Below are 15223 nucleotides of genomic sequence, written 5' to 3'. Positions count from 1 at the left end.
TAACGCCAGAATATTCTATAAATAATAAATATCGAAAGGAATCACCTGATTATAATTAGTTTGTATCAATATCAAGCGCTGAACTTCAGTTCAAATAAGCAACAAGGTATAATCAGCACAGTCTTTTAACCACACCATCTATGACCGCTGATTCCATTACCCTGATTAAACCCGACGACTGGCATGTCCATCTGCGTGACGGCGAGATGCTGAAACAAGTCGCGCCTTATACTGCACGGCAATTTGCCCGGGCCATTATTATGCCGAATCTTGTGCCTCCGGTAACCACCACCGCCATGGCCGTTGATTACCGACGACGTATTTTAGCCGCTACCCGGGATTATCCGGATTTTCAGCCGTTAATGACCGCTTATCTCACCGATGACATTGATTATGAAGATTTGATCAAGGGTCATCAACAAGGGGTGTTTACTGCCGCTAAATTGTATCCGGCCGGTGCCACCACCAACTCATGTCACGGCGTTACTGACATTAAAAACATCTTTCCGGCGCTGGAAGCCATGCAAAAGCAGGGCATGCCTTTATTGGTGCACGGTGAAGTGGTGGATAACGACATAGACATCTTTGACCGTGAAGCCTGTTTTATCGATACCGTTTTGCAACCTTTACTTAAAGATATGCCCGAATTAAAGGTCGTCTTTGAACACATCACCACCCAAGACGCCGCGGACTTTGTCATGAGTGCCGGAGACAACATCGCTGCCACCATCACCGCCCATCATTTGCAAATTAACCGCAATGATATGCTGGTTGGAGGCATTAAACCCCATTACTACTGCCTACCGGTGGCCAAGCGCGAACTGCACCGCCAGGCCTTACGACAAGCGGCCACTTCGGGTCATAAAAAATTCTTCCTGGGCACCGACACCGCACCGCATGCAGTTGGCGACAAAGAAAGCGCCTGCGGTTGCGCCGGCATATTCACTGCACCGCATGCCATTGAGCATTACGCGCAGGTGTTTGAAGAAGAAAATGCGTTGAATCAACTTGAAACCTTCGCATCCATCAATGGCCCGAACTTCTATGGTTTACCGATCAATAAAGACCGTATAACTTTGATTAAAGAAAGTCAGCATGTGTCTGAAATAGTTGGCAATAATGATCTTTCACTGTCGCCATTTAAAGCCGGTGAAACTTTGGTCTGGCAGTTACATTCTGATTAATTGACAAAACTCATTTGAATGATTCGTATATTGTAAAATAACAATATTAATACGATTCTTGCAGGTATTTGATGATGCCACAATCGCTGACTTTTTTGCTTTGCGTGCATGAATTGCTCAGGGCTTTGAGTTGTGTTTCTAATTGCTTGAGCTCGTTCATTTTGACTTTAACCTGTTTGATTTGATCGATAATCATTTGATCCACTTCATGGCACGGGGCTTGAGCATTTGTGCATAACTTATTGATACGTTTAATATCATTAAGAGGTCAATCCAATAAAAGGCAATGTTTAATAAACTTTAATTGATCGATCACCTGATCCTCATAGATTCTGAAATTGCCTACGGTTCTGCCCAAGGATTGAATCAGTTTTTGGGATTCGCAATAGCGAATGGTTTGCACCGAAATGTTGGTTATTTTAGAAACTTGACCAATTTTCATAAATATTCTTGACTCTATAGTAACTGGACTAAATCGCTGTGGTTAAGAGGCATGCCTTTATCGATTTCAGCCGGCGTCGGCTTTATCGCGCTATCAGGTGTGGCCGTGCTCAACGGCCTGGTGATGCTATCCTTTATCCGGGAAATGTGGAAACAAACCGGCGATCTTTATCACTCGGTCATCGAGGGTGCCATGACCCGATTACGTCCGGTGTTAATGACCGCATTGGTGGCGAGCTTAGGCTTTGTGCCCATGGCATTGAACACAGGTATTGGCTCGGAAGTTCAGCGCCCGCTGGCTACCGTAGTCATTGGCGGCATTATCTCATCCACCGTGTTAACTTTATTTGTATTGCCTGTTTTGTATAAAATCATTCATGGCAAGCAATGATGACACCATGAAGCCGATGTTGTGCGACCTGTAACTGCAAAATATATTGTATTCGGGACACTTGATTTTTAGGGCAATGCGCTATAATAAGTGTCCTGAAGTTGCTTTTTGCGACGTCATTATCATCAGTTCGTTCAGGTTCGGACATTAATTTTTTTGTCCGGTTTGTTGTTCAAGTGCATCAGGAGGTTTCATTCCATCCATGCTTCACCTTATTTTAAATCACACCGGTTTATTTTAAGCAGAATGAAACCCAGTAGAACCCATATTTTTCTGTGCCTGGCTGTTTTCGCCTCTACAGCATTGGCAGAAAAAGGATCCTCTTTTATAGATAATTTGTCTGGTATTCAGGCGGTTGATTTTGCTGTTTCTTTGCAACAGGCAGATGAACTTGAACTCTACATATCGGATTCGGCCGCCGAAATTTCAGCGATATTTTATCCGACACCGTATGGCTATATCCGTTCTGAATACATCCATACCCCTTATCTTGCCAAATCAGCACGTGCCCCTCCATCTGTGTAAAGATGTTTTTTAACGTCACATCTAAATAATTCAGCCACTACAGCCTGTTATTAATAGCGGCTGTAGACCGGCGCACACAATTAACCATTGGGATCATTTAATCATGATGCCAAACACCTTTACACCGGAGAAAACAATGCTTAATTCATTCAGCACATCGGCAACGGCTCATGCCATTGAAATTTTTATCTATGCTTTACTCTATACAGGTCACATTTGTTTATTTTTTAACACCGCCGGATGTCGGACTAAACCACTCAGCGACCTGAATTACTTGAACGCCGTCATCCTGTCAGCACTCATCACCACAGTGGCTTCCTATGCCGTCGTTTTTACATCGACAATACGCAATCTTCTGTTGCTGGCAGTCATTGGTTTTATCGCTGCAGCGATCATTACAATAACCCTGCAGAAGGTATCCAAAAGGGATGACTCAGAAATCTGAAATAGCGGTCTAAACATGTTTAATATCAGCCGGTCGGTATCACAGACCGGCTGATGGTTGAACGAAGGCTCAGTCTTCACGTGATGACAGTGGCTTCCTGTTAATCCGGTAAATTCATCTCATTGATGTGCCATTGCCTGATATGTCGTGTTTTAAGCAAGTTTCTGAGGGTTTCTAATGAACGACCGGCCTGTTGTTCATCGTTAATAGCTTGCGCCAGCAGATAACGGGCATGATGCACATCGATATAATGAGGTGCGGCTTGCGCCGCTTTTTTAAGCCAGTTATCAGCCTGTTCAAATTTCTCTTGCTTGATTAAATGCGTGGCCACAAGGACTCTGAAAAAAGCCACATCATGGGGAAAGCGTTTAGCCAGAGCAACATCAATTTTGTCCAAAGTATCATCTTCAGAGCCACAATGGGTATAACAAGTATTCCTTAAATAAGCACTGTTTACCGGTAAGGCTTTTCCGTAGGCGTGATTGACTTTTTTGGCATAATCTTCAACGCTTTTAGCTGACTCAAAATAACGGTCTGTTAATTGCGTTGCTGCAAAGATATCACCCAATGCCCATTCATAAGTTGGTAAGCCCACCGAGCCATGACTTTCGTCGGGAAAATGTTTAAACTGCAGATTTAACGGTTCACGGCGTTCGGCCTGAATCATTTCCAGAAAGCCATGAACCCCCATGCCTTGCTCATTGGCCAGCGACATATAGAGATTGGTCTCAGGCGTACCGGATTTTAGCTTCTCGGCCATCACGGCTTTAAAACACTGTTGCTGCCACCACAGGGAAGGGCTGATGGCAATATAGTAATTAAACACATCAGGTGCCATCATCGCCGCATAAGATGTAAATAATCCACCCATGGAATGCCCCGATAAAATAGTGAAATCCAGGGCTCTGAATTGCTTATTAACGGCCGGCACAATTTCCTGCTTAATGGCTTTCAGCATCCGATCTGCAGCACCATCATCAGACGCTTCACCCTTTTCATCCCAGGGGGGACGCATTAAATGTCGATAATAAGCATTGTCATAGCCCGAAATCCCCACCACAATCATTTCAGGGTGTTTTGAACTGATGTTCGACCATAATTCAATCAAACCGGTGACATAATTAAAATTATACTCACCATCCATTAAATACAACACCGGAAAACGCTGACCCTGATCAAAATCATAAGAGGGTGGGGTGTACACCAGTAGTTCATGCGGCCGGTCAAGGATCTTGGATGGCACCTGCAAGCGCTGGTTAAGTAATTGAGCCTGTGCTGTTGAAAGACCAATAAGTAACCATAAAGTTATTCGAAACATCGCGTCAGCCTGAATTAAAAAGGCCTATCGTAGCATATAAAACTGCTCTTGAAAGAAGTGTAAAAAAAGAAAGCTAACATTAAAAGTATAGAATTTAAGCTACACTTATACAGAGGTCTCACATTGTCTTTATGGAACAAAGTGGTCTAGGATTACCGGACCGAGATTATTATTTAAAAGAAAACGATATATAATTTCGGTTTAATAGCGTTATCCGCTTAAACAATGATCTGTGGTATTCTGATTAAGCTTTATAAAATAATCATCTCTATGGTATGCTAATTATCATTAAATTCAGCCAACGGATTAAATCATTATGAAAAATAACTTTATTACGTACTTTTTATTGGCCATGTTGATGGCTTGTAATGGCGTTGATTCTTCTTACAATAAGCCGACTCAGTCCACTGAGTCGGATGCTGCAGTGGAATACAAAGAAGCTGCAGAAACCCAGGTGGCTGATGAAACCTTGCCACCGGTGGAAACCCGTGAGGCCAATAGCGATTATCAACCGGCGTTTAAGGGGCAGACGCGGGTGGCGGGTGTGAAGACGACCACGCCGTATAAAGTTGTGTTGATTACAGAGGATTTGCGTTCACCGTGGGGTGCGGCAGCACTGTCTGACGGTCGGTTGCTGGTGACTGAAAAAGCCGGGACAATGCGGATTGTTGATATCGATACCGGGCAGGTCAGTGAGGCAATTAGCGGGTTGCCTGAAGTCGATGATCGGGGCCAGGGTGGTTTATTGGGTCTGGCTTTGGCACCTGATTTTGAGTCAAGTCGCATGGTGTATTGGGTCTTTTCTGAACGTGTTAAAGGCGGTAATCATACGGCGGTGGCGAAAGGTCGTTTGGCTGATAATGAAGCGCGGATTGAGGGTGCTGAGGTGATATACCGGGCGACACCGACCTATGACGGTAAACTGCATTATGGCGGGCGGATTGTGTTTGATCAGGATGGCGATTTATTTGTCAGTATCGGTGAGCGTTCAGATCGGGAAACCCGGGTGAAAGCCCAGGATTTAAGTGTCTCCATCGGCAGCATTATCCACATCACCACTGAAGGTGAGCCGGTATCCGATAATCCGTTTATTGACTTGGATGATGCCTTAGCTGAAATTTACAGTTATGGCCACCGGAATCCACAAGGTTTGGCTTTTCATCCGGTGACAGGTGAGTTGTGGAGTGGTGAATTTGGACCGCGGGGTGGTGATGAACTGAATTTAATTAAACCGGGCAATAATTACGGCTGGCCGGTGATAACTTACGGGATTGAATACATGGGTGCCGCCATTGGTGATCCGGTCATTCAACAGAAAGAAGGCATGGAGCAGCCGGTTTATTACTGGGATCCGGTGCTGTCACCCAGTGGCATGACTTTTTATTCGGGCACAAATATACCTGAATGGGAAAATAACCTGTTTATGGGCGGCTTAAACAGCAGTCATATTGCCAGACTGGTGATTGAAGACAATCGCGTGGTCGGTGAAGAGCGTTTGCTGACCGATAAGGGCGAGCGGTTCAGAGATGTGATACAAGGTAACGACGGTGCTTTGTACACCATCACGGATGCCGGTAACTTGTATAAAATTGACAAACAATAAGTGCCACATGCTTTTAAAGCGACCACAGTCCATGTGGTCGCACGGTTAGTCTTGTTCGCCTGGTTGTGTTCCGGTCAGGTTTATGCTCAGGCATCGGATGAGGGTTCTGATACCGAAGATGATGGTCAGGTGACTGAGTTGGCGTCGATGGAAATCATCGGCCATTTTAACAGCCGACGTATTTTGGGCTTTACCGGTTCGGCGCATGTGATTTCATCCGATGACATCGAAGCCCAGCAAACCACCACTTTATTACCGACCCTGAACCGTGTGCCCGGATTGCGTATGGAACAGCGTTCGCCGGGCAGTTACCGCTTAGCCATGCGCGGCAGTTTAATCCGCTCGCCTTTCGGGATTCGTAACGTCAAAGTTTATCTGGATGAGTTATCTTTAACCGATGCCGGTGGTAATACCTATTTGAATCTCATTGATCCTGCGTCGATTGACTCGATTCATGTGTTAAAAGGCCCGGACGGCTCAATCTATGGTGCTAATTCCGGTGGTGTGGTGCGCCTTCAGCCGAAAGGCTTCGATGTGTTACAAAACCGGGGGTCCGTGTTATTGAGTGGTGGTTCTTATGGCTTAAAACAGGAACAACTGTCTGTTCAGCGCCGCGTCAACGCAGATTATGGTTTTTCATTTGACCAGGCCTTTCTTCAGTCGGATGGTTATCGGGATCACTCAGCTTTAGATAGAAAAACCTATCAGACGGCGCATCAATGGCGTTATTCTGACAGTAATGAACTGCGTTTTCTGGCCTTCTATTCGGATTTGCATTATGAGACACCAGGCGGTCTCACTGAAAGCCAGCGCCGGGAAAACCCACGCCAGTCGCGTCCGGCCACAGCTTTTACACCTTCTGCCGAAGAACAGCAGGCGGGGATATATAATGAAACCTTGTTTGCCGGTGTGGTGCATGAGGCCCGTATCAACGACAGGCTGACGCACAGCATCAGTTTATTTGGTTCGGATACAGATTTTGAAAACCCGTTCATCACCAATTATGAATTTCGCACCGAGAAAAATGCCGGTTTACGGTCTTATTTTTCTTATCAGGACAGCTTAAGCGCAGACATCGATTGGGAAATGCAGTGGGGTTTAGAAGCGCAAAAAGGCTGGAATAATATCATTAATTACGATAACGAGCAGGGCCGTCCCGGGGCGCTTCAGGCCAGAGATGAGCTGGATAACATCCGCGCCGGTTTATTTTACCGGGGCATGCTTAATATAGATAACCGATGGACTGTGGAAGGGTCTTTGGGTCTTAATTATGCGGCGATTGATTATGTATCCGATGATGATCAAACGTCAGAATCTGACGGCCGCATTTCTTTTGGGCGAATCTGGATGCCACGGCTGGCCACTGCTTATTTACTGACTGATAATGTGGCTGTGCGGGCTTCCGTTTCTAAAGGCTATTCACCGCCGACCTTGGCAGAAGTCCGCTCATCGGATAACATCATCAATACGGAATTGGAACCTGAATCGGGTATAAATTACGAAGTCGGTTTACGCTGGGAGAACCCCGGCAGGCGTTTTATGGCGGATATCAGTGCCTATCATTACACCATGGATAACGGCATTGTCCGGCAGTTACGTGCCGATGGCGCGGAGTATTTTGTGAATGCCGGTGAGATTGAGCAACAGGGCATAGAAGCTGCTTTAGAGTCCTATCTGATCACACCTCAGAGTGATGGATTTATTCAATCACTGTCTATGCAGTCGGGTCTTGCTTACCAACACTATCGATTTGGTCAATATCAGGTCGATGGCAATGATTACAGCGGCAACCCGGTCACAGCGGTGCCTGAATGGATTTTGAGTAATACCTTATCGTTTGATTTTAATCACAGTCTGGGCCTGAATATATCGCATTATTACACGGACAGAATACCACTCAATGATGCCAATACGGTGTTATCAGAGGCCTATCATTTGCTGCAAATCAAAGCCAGTTGGCAACACCGACTATCATCGACGCTGCAGATGGACGTGTTCGCCGGTATCAACAATGCCCTGAACGAAGATTACAGCCTGGGTAATGATATCAATGCTTTTGGCAACCGATATTTTAATCCCGCACCCGGTAGAAACTATTATGGCGGCGTAACAATTGAATTTTAAAGATTAATAAGCATGACAACTAACAAGACAGACTATTCCATCTTAGAACTGGCTTTGGTTTCTAAAGGCCAGAGTTATCAACAAACTTTTACCAATGTTTTAAAACTGGCGCAACAAGCTGAAGGCTTTGGCTATAAACGCTTCTGGCTGGCGGAGCACCATAATTCGGCTAATATCGGCAGCAGTGCCACCTCGGTGTTGATTGGCTATGTGGCGGGCGGTACCGAAACGATTCGGGTTGGTTCGGGTGGTGTTATGTTGCCCAATCATTCACCACTGATTATAGCTGAGCAATTTGGTACGCTGGCGGCTTTGTATCCTAATCGCATTGATTTGGGATTTGGCAGGGCGCCTGGGACTGATCGCGAAACCATGCTCGCCATCCGTTCTGATTTTATCAATGCAGCACGGTCGTTTCCGGATGAAATCGCCAAGATAGAACGCTATTTTTCCACCGATAATGCCAACTCAAATGTCCGTGTTCATTTAGCAGAAGGTGTTGACGTACCCATCTATATTTTGGGTTCCAGTACGGACAGTGCCCATTTGGCCGCCAGCAAAGGTTTGCCTTATGCCTTTGCCAGTCACTTTGCACCGGCGCATTTAAGTGACGCTTTGCAGATTTATCACCGGGAATTTCAACCCTCTAAGACCTTAAAGAAACCGTATGTGATGGCGGGTGTTAATATTATTGTCGCCGAAACTGATGAGGAAGCTGAACGCTTATCAACCTCACTTATCCGCATGGTTGTGGGTATTTTTACCGGCCAGCGTGATTATGTGCAGCCACCAACAGAGATGACTGATGAGTTGCGGGAAATTCTACAAAATCCTCAGATAAAACAAATGCTCAAGTATTCTTTTATTGGCAGTAAAGCCACGGTCAAAGCGCAAGTCAAAGCTTTTCTTGATGAAACCCAAGCCGATGAATTGATTGCTGTGACACATTTGTATGATGTCAATGACCGGATTCGTTCTTATCAGCTGTTTGCGGAGATTATGCAGGAATTGAATTAGCTATGATGTGCTATTGGACCTAAAATACTCATCAAGTGTACGCCGATTTGGTATACTGAATTAATAATTTACCAAGGAGATACCATGAAAGATAAAAAACCAAAACTCACGCGACAAACCGGCGCACCGGTTGGCGATAACCAGAATGCCCAAACGGCCGGTCCACGCGGGCCGATGCTGATGCAGGATGCCTGGTTTTTAGAAAAAATGGCCAACTTTGACCGTGAAGTGATTCCGGAAAGACGAATGCATGCCAAAGGCTCAGGTGCTTTTGGTACCTTTACAGTGACTCATGATATCAGTCAGTACACTAAGGCCCAAATTTTTAGCCAAGTTGGGCAAAAAACCGATATGTTTGCGCGATTTTCAACTGTGGCCGGTGAACGCGGAGCGGCGGATGCAGAGCGCGATATTCGGGGGTTTGCCCTGAAGTTTTATACCGATGAAGGTATCTGGGATTTGGTGGGTAATAACACGCCGGTGTTTTTCTTTCGTGATCCGATGAAGTTTCCGGACTTAAACCACGCAGTCAAACGTGACCCCAAAACCAATATGAGGGATGCCAATAATAACTGGGATTTCTGGACCTTGTTGCCGGAAGCCTTGCATCAGCTCACCATCTTAATGAGCGATCGTGGTCTACCGACAGGCTACAGAAATATGCACGGCTTTGGTAGTCATACCTATAGTTTGATTAATAAAGACAATGTCAGACATTGGGTGAAGTTCCATTTTGTCACGCAACAGGGCATTAAAAACCTATCTGATGAGGAAGCGGCTAAAGTTGTTGGTATGGATCGGGAATCATCACAACGGGATTTGTTTGAGGCCATCGAAAACAAGGATTTTCCGAGGTGGAAGATGTTTATTCAGGTGATGACTGAAGAAGAAGCAAAAACCTATCGTTTTCATCCTTTTGATTTGACCAAAGTCTGGTCTAAAAAAGATTTTCCATTAATTCCCGTAGGTGAATTCGAACTCAATAAGAATCCGGAAAACTATTTTCAGGATGTTGAACAAGCGGCGTTCAATCCAACCAATATTGTTCCCGGCATTGGTTTTTCACCAGACAAAATGCTACAGGGCAGGCTGTTTTCTTATGGCGATGCCCAGCGTTATCGACTGGGTGTGAATCACTATCAGATTCCGGTTAATAAGCCCACTTGTCCTTATCATGCTTTTCATCGGGATGGCGCCATGCGGGTTGACGGTAATTATGGCGGCACCAAGCATTATGAACCCAACAGTTATGGCGAATGGCAAGAACAACCCGATGCCAAAGAACCGCCACTTGAATTAAGTGGTGATGCCTATGCCCATAATTTCAGAGATGATGATGAGGATTATTTCACCCAACCGGGCGATTTATACCGCATCATTAAAGCCGATGGCAAAGCCGATTTGTTGTTTAAAAATACGGCGGCCAATATCGGGGGCGCGGAGAAGTTTATTCAAATCCGGCATATCCGACACTGCTACCAAGCCGATCCTGAATACGGTGAAGGTGTGGCCAAAGCACTTGGCCTAAGCATGGATGAGGTCAACAAATTCGACATGACGCCTTATGATAAATGGGCGCCAAGACCGACTGAAGGATAAATTATTTTCAGATATTGACGCATCTCAAACAAACCATCAAAGCGCGTTAAATGTTCACTGATGGTTTGTTTGGATGAGTCAATATTTGGTGGGCAGAGGCTACTCTAAGATACGCATATCTACTGTTTTCTGAGTTAATGAACATGCATATTATTTTCTTTCATGGTCAGGAAAGTGGCCCGGATGGCGGTAAGATTCGGGCGTTAGCGTCCCTGGCGACAGATTTGAGCTGTACGTATGAATCGGTGGATTATCGTGATTTACCGGATCATCCGGATAAGCGGGTCGAACGCTTAATGGCTCGTATCAGTGCCTGTGATGACGACATCATCTTGGTTGGTTCTAGTGTAGTATATTGAACTAATATGCCCTATGAGTGAATCATAAAATAGTCAGCTACAAGGCTTGTTTTCGCAGTAATAGTTAGTCTTATTGCCAGGAAACATAACGCCGTAGATGACTGTTTTAGGGTTCACCCTTAGGGAGACCGCCACAAGCCTCATTACGGCGTTATCGTTCTTGATAAGGACTAAGGCCATTATCTGCAAACGATGCCTTGCTATGAGACTTGTGACGGTCTCTCATAGGACATATTAGTTCAATACACTACACCAGCATGGGCGGCTATGTCAGTGTCGCTGCAACCTGTGAACTGGCAGAGCATAAAAACGATTCACAACAACGCGTGAAGGGGCTGTTTCTGATGGTGCCGGCGGTGTATTTACCCGGTTACGGGCGACAGGATTTTTCGGCTGAGTTGCCCGCCATGTGCATTGTTCATGCCTGGGGTGATGATATCGTTCCTTATGAGCATAGTTTACGTCTGGCACAACAGCATCAGGCTGACTATCATGTGTTTAAAGGAGGGCATCGTTTAAGCGAGCCCCTTGAGCAGATCAAACAGGTGTTTTTAAATTTTTTACAAGGCAGGCTATAATCAAATTATGTGTGGTGCTTTTTTTGTAGAAAATAATCAGGGAATGCAGAAGCTGACCGCGGCTTTGGGTGTGTCTGAACTGGAATCCCGTGGTATTCGGGTGCCGGCGTCGATGGTGCAGATTGTGACGGAGCCTGAGATTAATCAGCGCCGGTTGGAAGAGGCTAAATGGTGGTTATTATTGGATAAAAACGGCCAACCCAATTATCAGTACGCCACCTTTAACAGCCGTTCGGATAAATTATACAGTTCCAGGCTGACTAAAGGTTTATTCAAAAATTCACGCTGCCTGTTACCGGCTACCGGTGTTATTGAAGGCCAGAATAAACAATACCACAGCTTAACGTCGAGCCAGGGTGCCGTGGCCCTGGGGGGATTGTATAAACGCTATCAAATTGGCGAGCAACAGCTGACCACAACTTCGGTGATAACTTGTCCGCCCAATCGAAAATTAGACGGTATCCATGAAAAATCAACGCCCTTAATGTTGGATTGGCAGGATCAGGATTTAATCAATATGTGGCTCGATCCAAGCTTAACCGACAGCGAAGCGTTTCACCATTTATTAACCGGCGAGCTAATGACGCCGATAACGGCAACACCGATTGAAGGTGCCCGTGATTTATCCGAGCGGGGTCAATCGGTGAATTTATCCGCGGATTGATCTGAGTAGGATGGGATTTACCCATCATATCGTCACAGAGGACTGAAGACCGATGACAGAGGACAACAAGTAGGATGTATCAATTGTCAGGTTTTGTGCTGTTAAATAAATTCGCGTATAATAATTATTCGCAATTGAGGAACAAACTGATGAAAATGAAGCACATTTTAGCTGTTTTACTGTTACTTTCTATTAGCACCCTGGCGCTGGCTGATCCGTTTTTCGGGTATGGCTGGGGCGGTGGCATTATCGGGCTAATTATTTTAATTCTGGATATTATTGCCATTATTGAAATTATCGGTTCGGGTAAATCCAACGGTGAGAAGGTGTTGTGGATTGTGGTGATTCTGTTATTACCTTTAATCGGTTTGATTCTCTATTATTTATTGGGCCGTTAAAGCAGACACATTTAGGTTAAGTGATTTTTTTTCTGCGAGAAATATTTTGTATTGACTGTAATCCGGGTCTGCATCTTGCCAGTAACTATCTAAGAGAGTGATGACTTGATTGGCTTGCGCATACTCTTTTTGGGCGTTTAAAATTTTAAGTTTCAATAACAAGATTTCGGCAAAGCGTGGTCTGGCCACGAGTACATCGTCAATGAGCTCAAGGGCTTGTTGGTATTCGCCAGCCAAATAATGCGTGTCGGCTTTTTCATAGATAAATTCTTCAATAATTCTTCGGTCTTTTAAGGCAATGAAAGATTGTTTGGATTCCTTTATCGCCTTATTATGAGCTGTAATGGCCTGCTTAAATTGCTTATTGAGTCGGTATAAAATAGCGGCATAATTATCGATGAATTGTTGATAAATTGAAGCTTTGAATTCTGTAATAACACGGCGACTGATGTCTAAATTTTTAGAAATATTTTCGGCGTCATTTAAAAAGTCATAATAGGCCAGTTCGATAAACACCAGCATTTTGTTAAATGGATCTTCGGTACTTTCTTTCAGTTTGTTTAATTCTTCACGCGCTTGATCAGTTTGTCCCAGCAGAGTCAAATAAGTAATGCGTTTTCCGTGGTAATTCATTATATGTGAAATATAAGACTGGGTCTTTCGTGAATCTTCTTTGGCAGCTTCCAGGGTGTCTAATACATGTTGAATTTGGCCTTTTTGCATATACATTTGTTCTAAGGCCAGTGATATGGCGAAGCGTTGTTGACTGTTTTTAGCGTGTTGATTCAGGGCAATAAGCTGTGAAATGGCTTCTTCCGGGTTATCTGACATGCCTTGATTAAGTGCAAACTGAACAGCGGCCTCGATATCATTATGATTTGTTAAAACAGCTTGTTCAAATACCGCCACCGCGCCTTGATAATTCCCTTGGCGTTGTAGCACATCACCCAAACTCAACAGACCTGCTTTGTGATTTGGATGATAACTTAAAAAGGCACGGATAGACTCTTCTGCCAAATCGAACTGTTCTTTTAGAATATACACCTGAGATAAGCGCAGTAAGTTTTTGTTATGGGGTTCAATGTGCTTAAGCTGTTTAAAAACTGCTTCAGCATCATCGAGTCGATGGCCTTTAACAATTAAATTATTGCCCAATAAATATAAAGCTTCGGCACTGTTAGGATATTCTTTCACCCAGTTTTCCAAAACTTTGATGGCTTTGTCTTCTTCACCATCTAAGGCGTATAAATTAGCAGTGACCAGAAAAACGTCTTCCGAATAGAGTTTAAAATCATACTCCAGGGCTTTTTGGGCCATAAATCGTGCATTCTCAAATTGTCCCATATCCCGGTACATGCGCATTTGTAAAACATAAGCTTCAGCCAGGTAGGGATCGGCTTCAATGGCGAGCTTTAATGATTCGATGGCCTTAGGGAAATCGTTTTCAAAGGCTTCAATCCATAATGAATTAATCAGATATTGAATGGCTTGGATATTGGTTGAAATATGATCCTGTATGGCTAATTGTGGTATTTTATTAGATTCTTCTTTGTTATCAGCCAATATCAGGCTCAGTAATTCGGCTGAAATATAATCCAGTGCTAACAGCATGTTGTTGGTTTGATGGCTGATTGTTTTAACCAAATGACCGGTCAGGACATTGTATAATGATGCTTCGAAAATAAAGCCATTATCTTGTTGAGAAAATTGGCCTCGGATTAACCATTGGGATGAACGGTTTTCGGCAATTTGTCGTGCCAGTGGCAACGGTTCACCAACGGCATTTTCATAGCCTCTGTCCTGAAGGGCAAATCGCATGGCATCAGAATCAAAGGGGGTCTCAACAGATACGTATGGTGTGCGTTTTAAATCTTTTGACAGCAACCAGGTGGCACCATAACTCAACCAGTCATTGTCAGTTTTATTGTCTTCATTGGTCCAAAAAAACAGGCTGACTTTTTGATTGAGATTTTGACGGGTCTCCTGCAGGTTTAAATAACCACTTTGGGGCGTGGCATGTTTTAAATTTATGGTTTGATTGAGGGGTGACAACAGAGGAGAAGAGGATGGCGTTGTGCCACCAAAAGAAACGGCAATAATGAGTGCCAAAACCACATTGGTGACACCAAATACAGTTTGTTTCCAGGTCCATTCATCTTTTCCCGGCTGGCCGTGAGCCCATGCAATAAAAAAGACGGTGGGCACCATAGACAGTAATATAATAAAAACGTAGGCTGAAAAATCGGGAATAATATTAAAGCGTTCCCCCATCCAGTCGGCAATTTCAACACATAGCCATAACCCAGCCATATAGACGCCTAAGATGTGTGGTACACGTCTTTGGATAAGGGCTTTGATGAATCCAGATTGTGCCATAAGCCTAAGTCAGAAACCAAAAATAATAATTATACAAGGTCTTACAGGTGATACCGTTAGACAATTTAGAAGAATTTTTTGGCATAATATTACTTTAATGTAATCGAAAAAGGGGTCTGTTGACCCCTCAGACTGCTGACAAAGTCCCCACTTTTGAGTGGGGATTTTTTATAATAGCAGTATGCTAAAAGATCACCCCCC

Annotated in this window: 15 protein-coding genes and 1 pseudogene; 12 read left to right on the top strand and 4 right to left on the bottom strand. The window is 44.4% G+C overall.

Going from position 1 to position 15223, the window contains the following annotated elements:
* Positions 1-140 precede the first annotated feature (140 nt).
* Entirely contained in the window at positions 141-1184 is a 1044-nt protein-coding gene (gene pyrC / locus IEV16_RS12365; RefSeq protein ID WP_188366032.1) for a dihydroorotase, read from the top strand.
* A gap of 46 nt (positions 1185-1230) precedes the next feature.
* On the opposite strand, the gene IEV16_RS12360 is transcribed toward pyrC, so the two are convergent.
* Together IEV16_RS12360 and IEV16_RS12355 are read right to left on the bottom strand one after the other, a co-directional pair.
* Entirely contained in the window at positions 1231-1440 is a 210-nt protein-coding gene (locus IEV16_RS12360; protein WP_345258821.1) for a hypothetical protein, read from the bottom strand.
* Between the two features lie 12 nt (positions 1441-1452).
* The gene (locus tag IEV16_RS12355; protein WP_188366030.1) at positions 1453-1626 is read right to left on the bottom strand and encodes a MerR family DNA-binding transcriptional regulator; all 174 of its coding nucleotides are present in this window, start codon (positions 1624-1626) and stop codon (positions 1453-1455) included.
* A gap of 33 nt (positions 1627-1659) precedes the next feature.
* Here IEV16_RS12355 and IEV16_RS12350 point away from each other — a divergent pair.
* The 3 genes and pseudogenes from IEV16_RS12350 to IEV16_RS12340 form a co-directional block, all read left to right on the top strand.
* Positions 1660-2016 (top strand): annotated as a pseudogene (locus IEV16_RS12350) (efflux RND transporter permease subunit); the annotation flags it as partial.
* A 246-nt stretch (positions 2017-2262) separates the two neighbouring features.
* Entirely contained in the window at positions 2263-2541 is a 279-nt protein-coding gene (locus IEV16_RS12345; protein WP_188366029.1) for a hypothetical protein, read from the top strand.
* 136 nt (positions 2542-2677) lie between these two features.
* Entirely contained in the window at positions 2678-2986 is a 309-nt protein-coding gene (locus IEV16_RS12340; RefSeq protein WP_188366028.1) for a hypothetical protein, read from the top strand.
* 100 nt (positions 2987-3086) lie between these two features.
* Here IEV16_RS12340 and IEV16_RS12335 read toward each other — a convergent pair whose 3' ends face one another.
* Entirely contained in the window at positions 3087-4304 is a 1218-nt protein-coding gene (locus tag IEV16_RS12335) for an alpha/beta hydrolase-fold protein (RefSeq protein WP_188366027.1), read from the bottom strand.
* A gap of 316 nt (positions 4305-4620) precedes the next feature.
* Between IEV16_RS12335 and IEV16_RS12330 the strand changes: the two genes are divergently transcribed.
* From IEV16_RS12330 to IEV16_RS12295, 8 genes are all read left to right on the top strand, one after another.
* Positions 4621-5907 carry a PQQ-dependent sugar dehydrogenase gene (locus IEV16_RS12330; protein WP_229728347.1) on the top strand — a complete coding sequence of 429 codons (1287 nt, stop codon included), beginning with the start codon at positions 4621-4623 and terminating at the stop codon, positions 5905-5907.
* Positions 5908-8031: a TonB-dependent receptor family protein gene (locus IEV16_RS12325; protein WP_188366026.1), complete on the top strand. Its 2124-nt coding sequence runs from the start codon at positions 5908-5910 to the stop codon at positions 8029-8031.
* 12 nt (positions 8032-8043) lie between these two features.
* On the top strand, positions 8044-9048 hold the full coding sequence (locus IEV16_RS12320) for an LLM class flavin-dependent oxidoreductase (protein WP_188366025.1): 1005 nt from the start codon (positions 8044-8046) through the stop codon (positions 9046-9048).
* 84 nt (positions 9049-9132) lie between these two features.
* The gene (locus IEV16_RS12315; protein WP_188366024.1) at positions 9133-10647 is read left to right on the top strand and encodes a catalase; all 1515 of its coding nucleotides are present in this window, start codon (positions 9133-9135) and stop codon (positions 10645-10647) included.
* A gap of 143 nt (positions 10648-10790) precedes the next feature.
* Positions 10791-11006: a hypothetical protein gene (locus IEV16_RS12310; RefSeq protein ID WP_188366023.1), complete on the top strand. Its 216-nt coding sequence runs from the start codon at positions 10791-10793 to the stop codon at positions 11004-11006.
* Between the two features lie 257 nt (positions 11007-11263).
* A complete protein-coding gene (locus tag IEV16_RS12305; protein ID WP_188366022.1) occupies positions 11264-11584 on the top strand; it encodes an alpha/beta hydrolase family protein in 321 nt (106 codons plus the stop codon).
* 7 nt (positions 11585-11591) lie between these two features.
* Positions 11592-12248: an SOS response-associated peptidase family protein gene (locus tag IEV16_RS12300; protein ID WP_345258819.1), complete on the top strand. Its 657-nt coding sequence runs from the start codon at positions 11592-11594 to the stop codon at positions 12246-12248.
* Between the two features lie 155 nt (positions 12249-12403).
* Positions 12404-12646 carry a PLDc N-terminal domain-containing protein gene (locus IEV16_RS12295; protein WP_188366020.1) on the top strand — a complete coding sequence of 81 codons (243 nt, stop codon included), beginning with the start codon at positions 12404-12406 and terminating at the stop codon, positions 12644-12646.
* Here the strand turns inward: IEV16_RS12295 and IEV16_RS12290 are convergent.
* Positions 12632-15022: a tetratricopeptide repeat protein gene (locus tag IEV16_RS12290; protein WP_188366019.1), complete on the bottom strand. Its 2391-nt coding sequence runs from the start codon at positions 15020-15022 to the stop codon at positions 12632-12634. The two genes, IEV16_RS12295 and IEV16_RS12290, sit on opposite strands and share 15 nt — an antisense overlap.
* Between the last annotated feature and the right edge of the window lie 201 nt (positions 15023-15223).

Origin of the sequence: Marinicella pacifica (assembly GCF_014636635.1) — a bacterium.
GTDB classification, from domain to species: domain Bacteria; phylum Pseudomonadota; class Gammaproteobacteria; order Xanthomonadales; family Marinicellaceae; genus Marinicella; species Marinicella pacifica.
The sequence above is the reverse complement of the archived record's forward strand: the minus strand, read 5'-3'. Positions and strand labels throughout refer to the sequence as shown.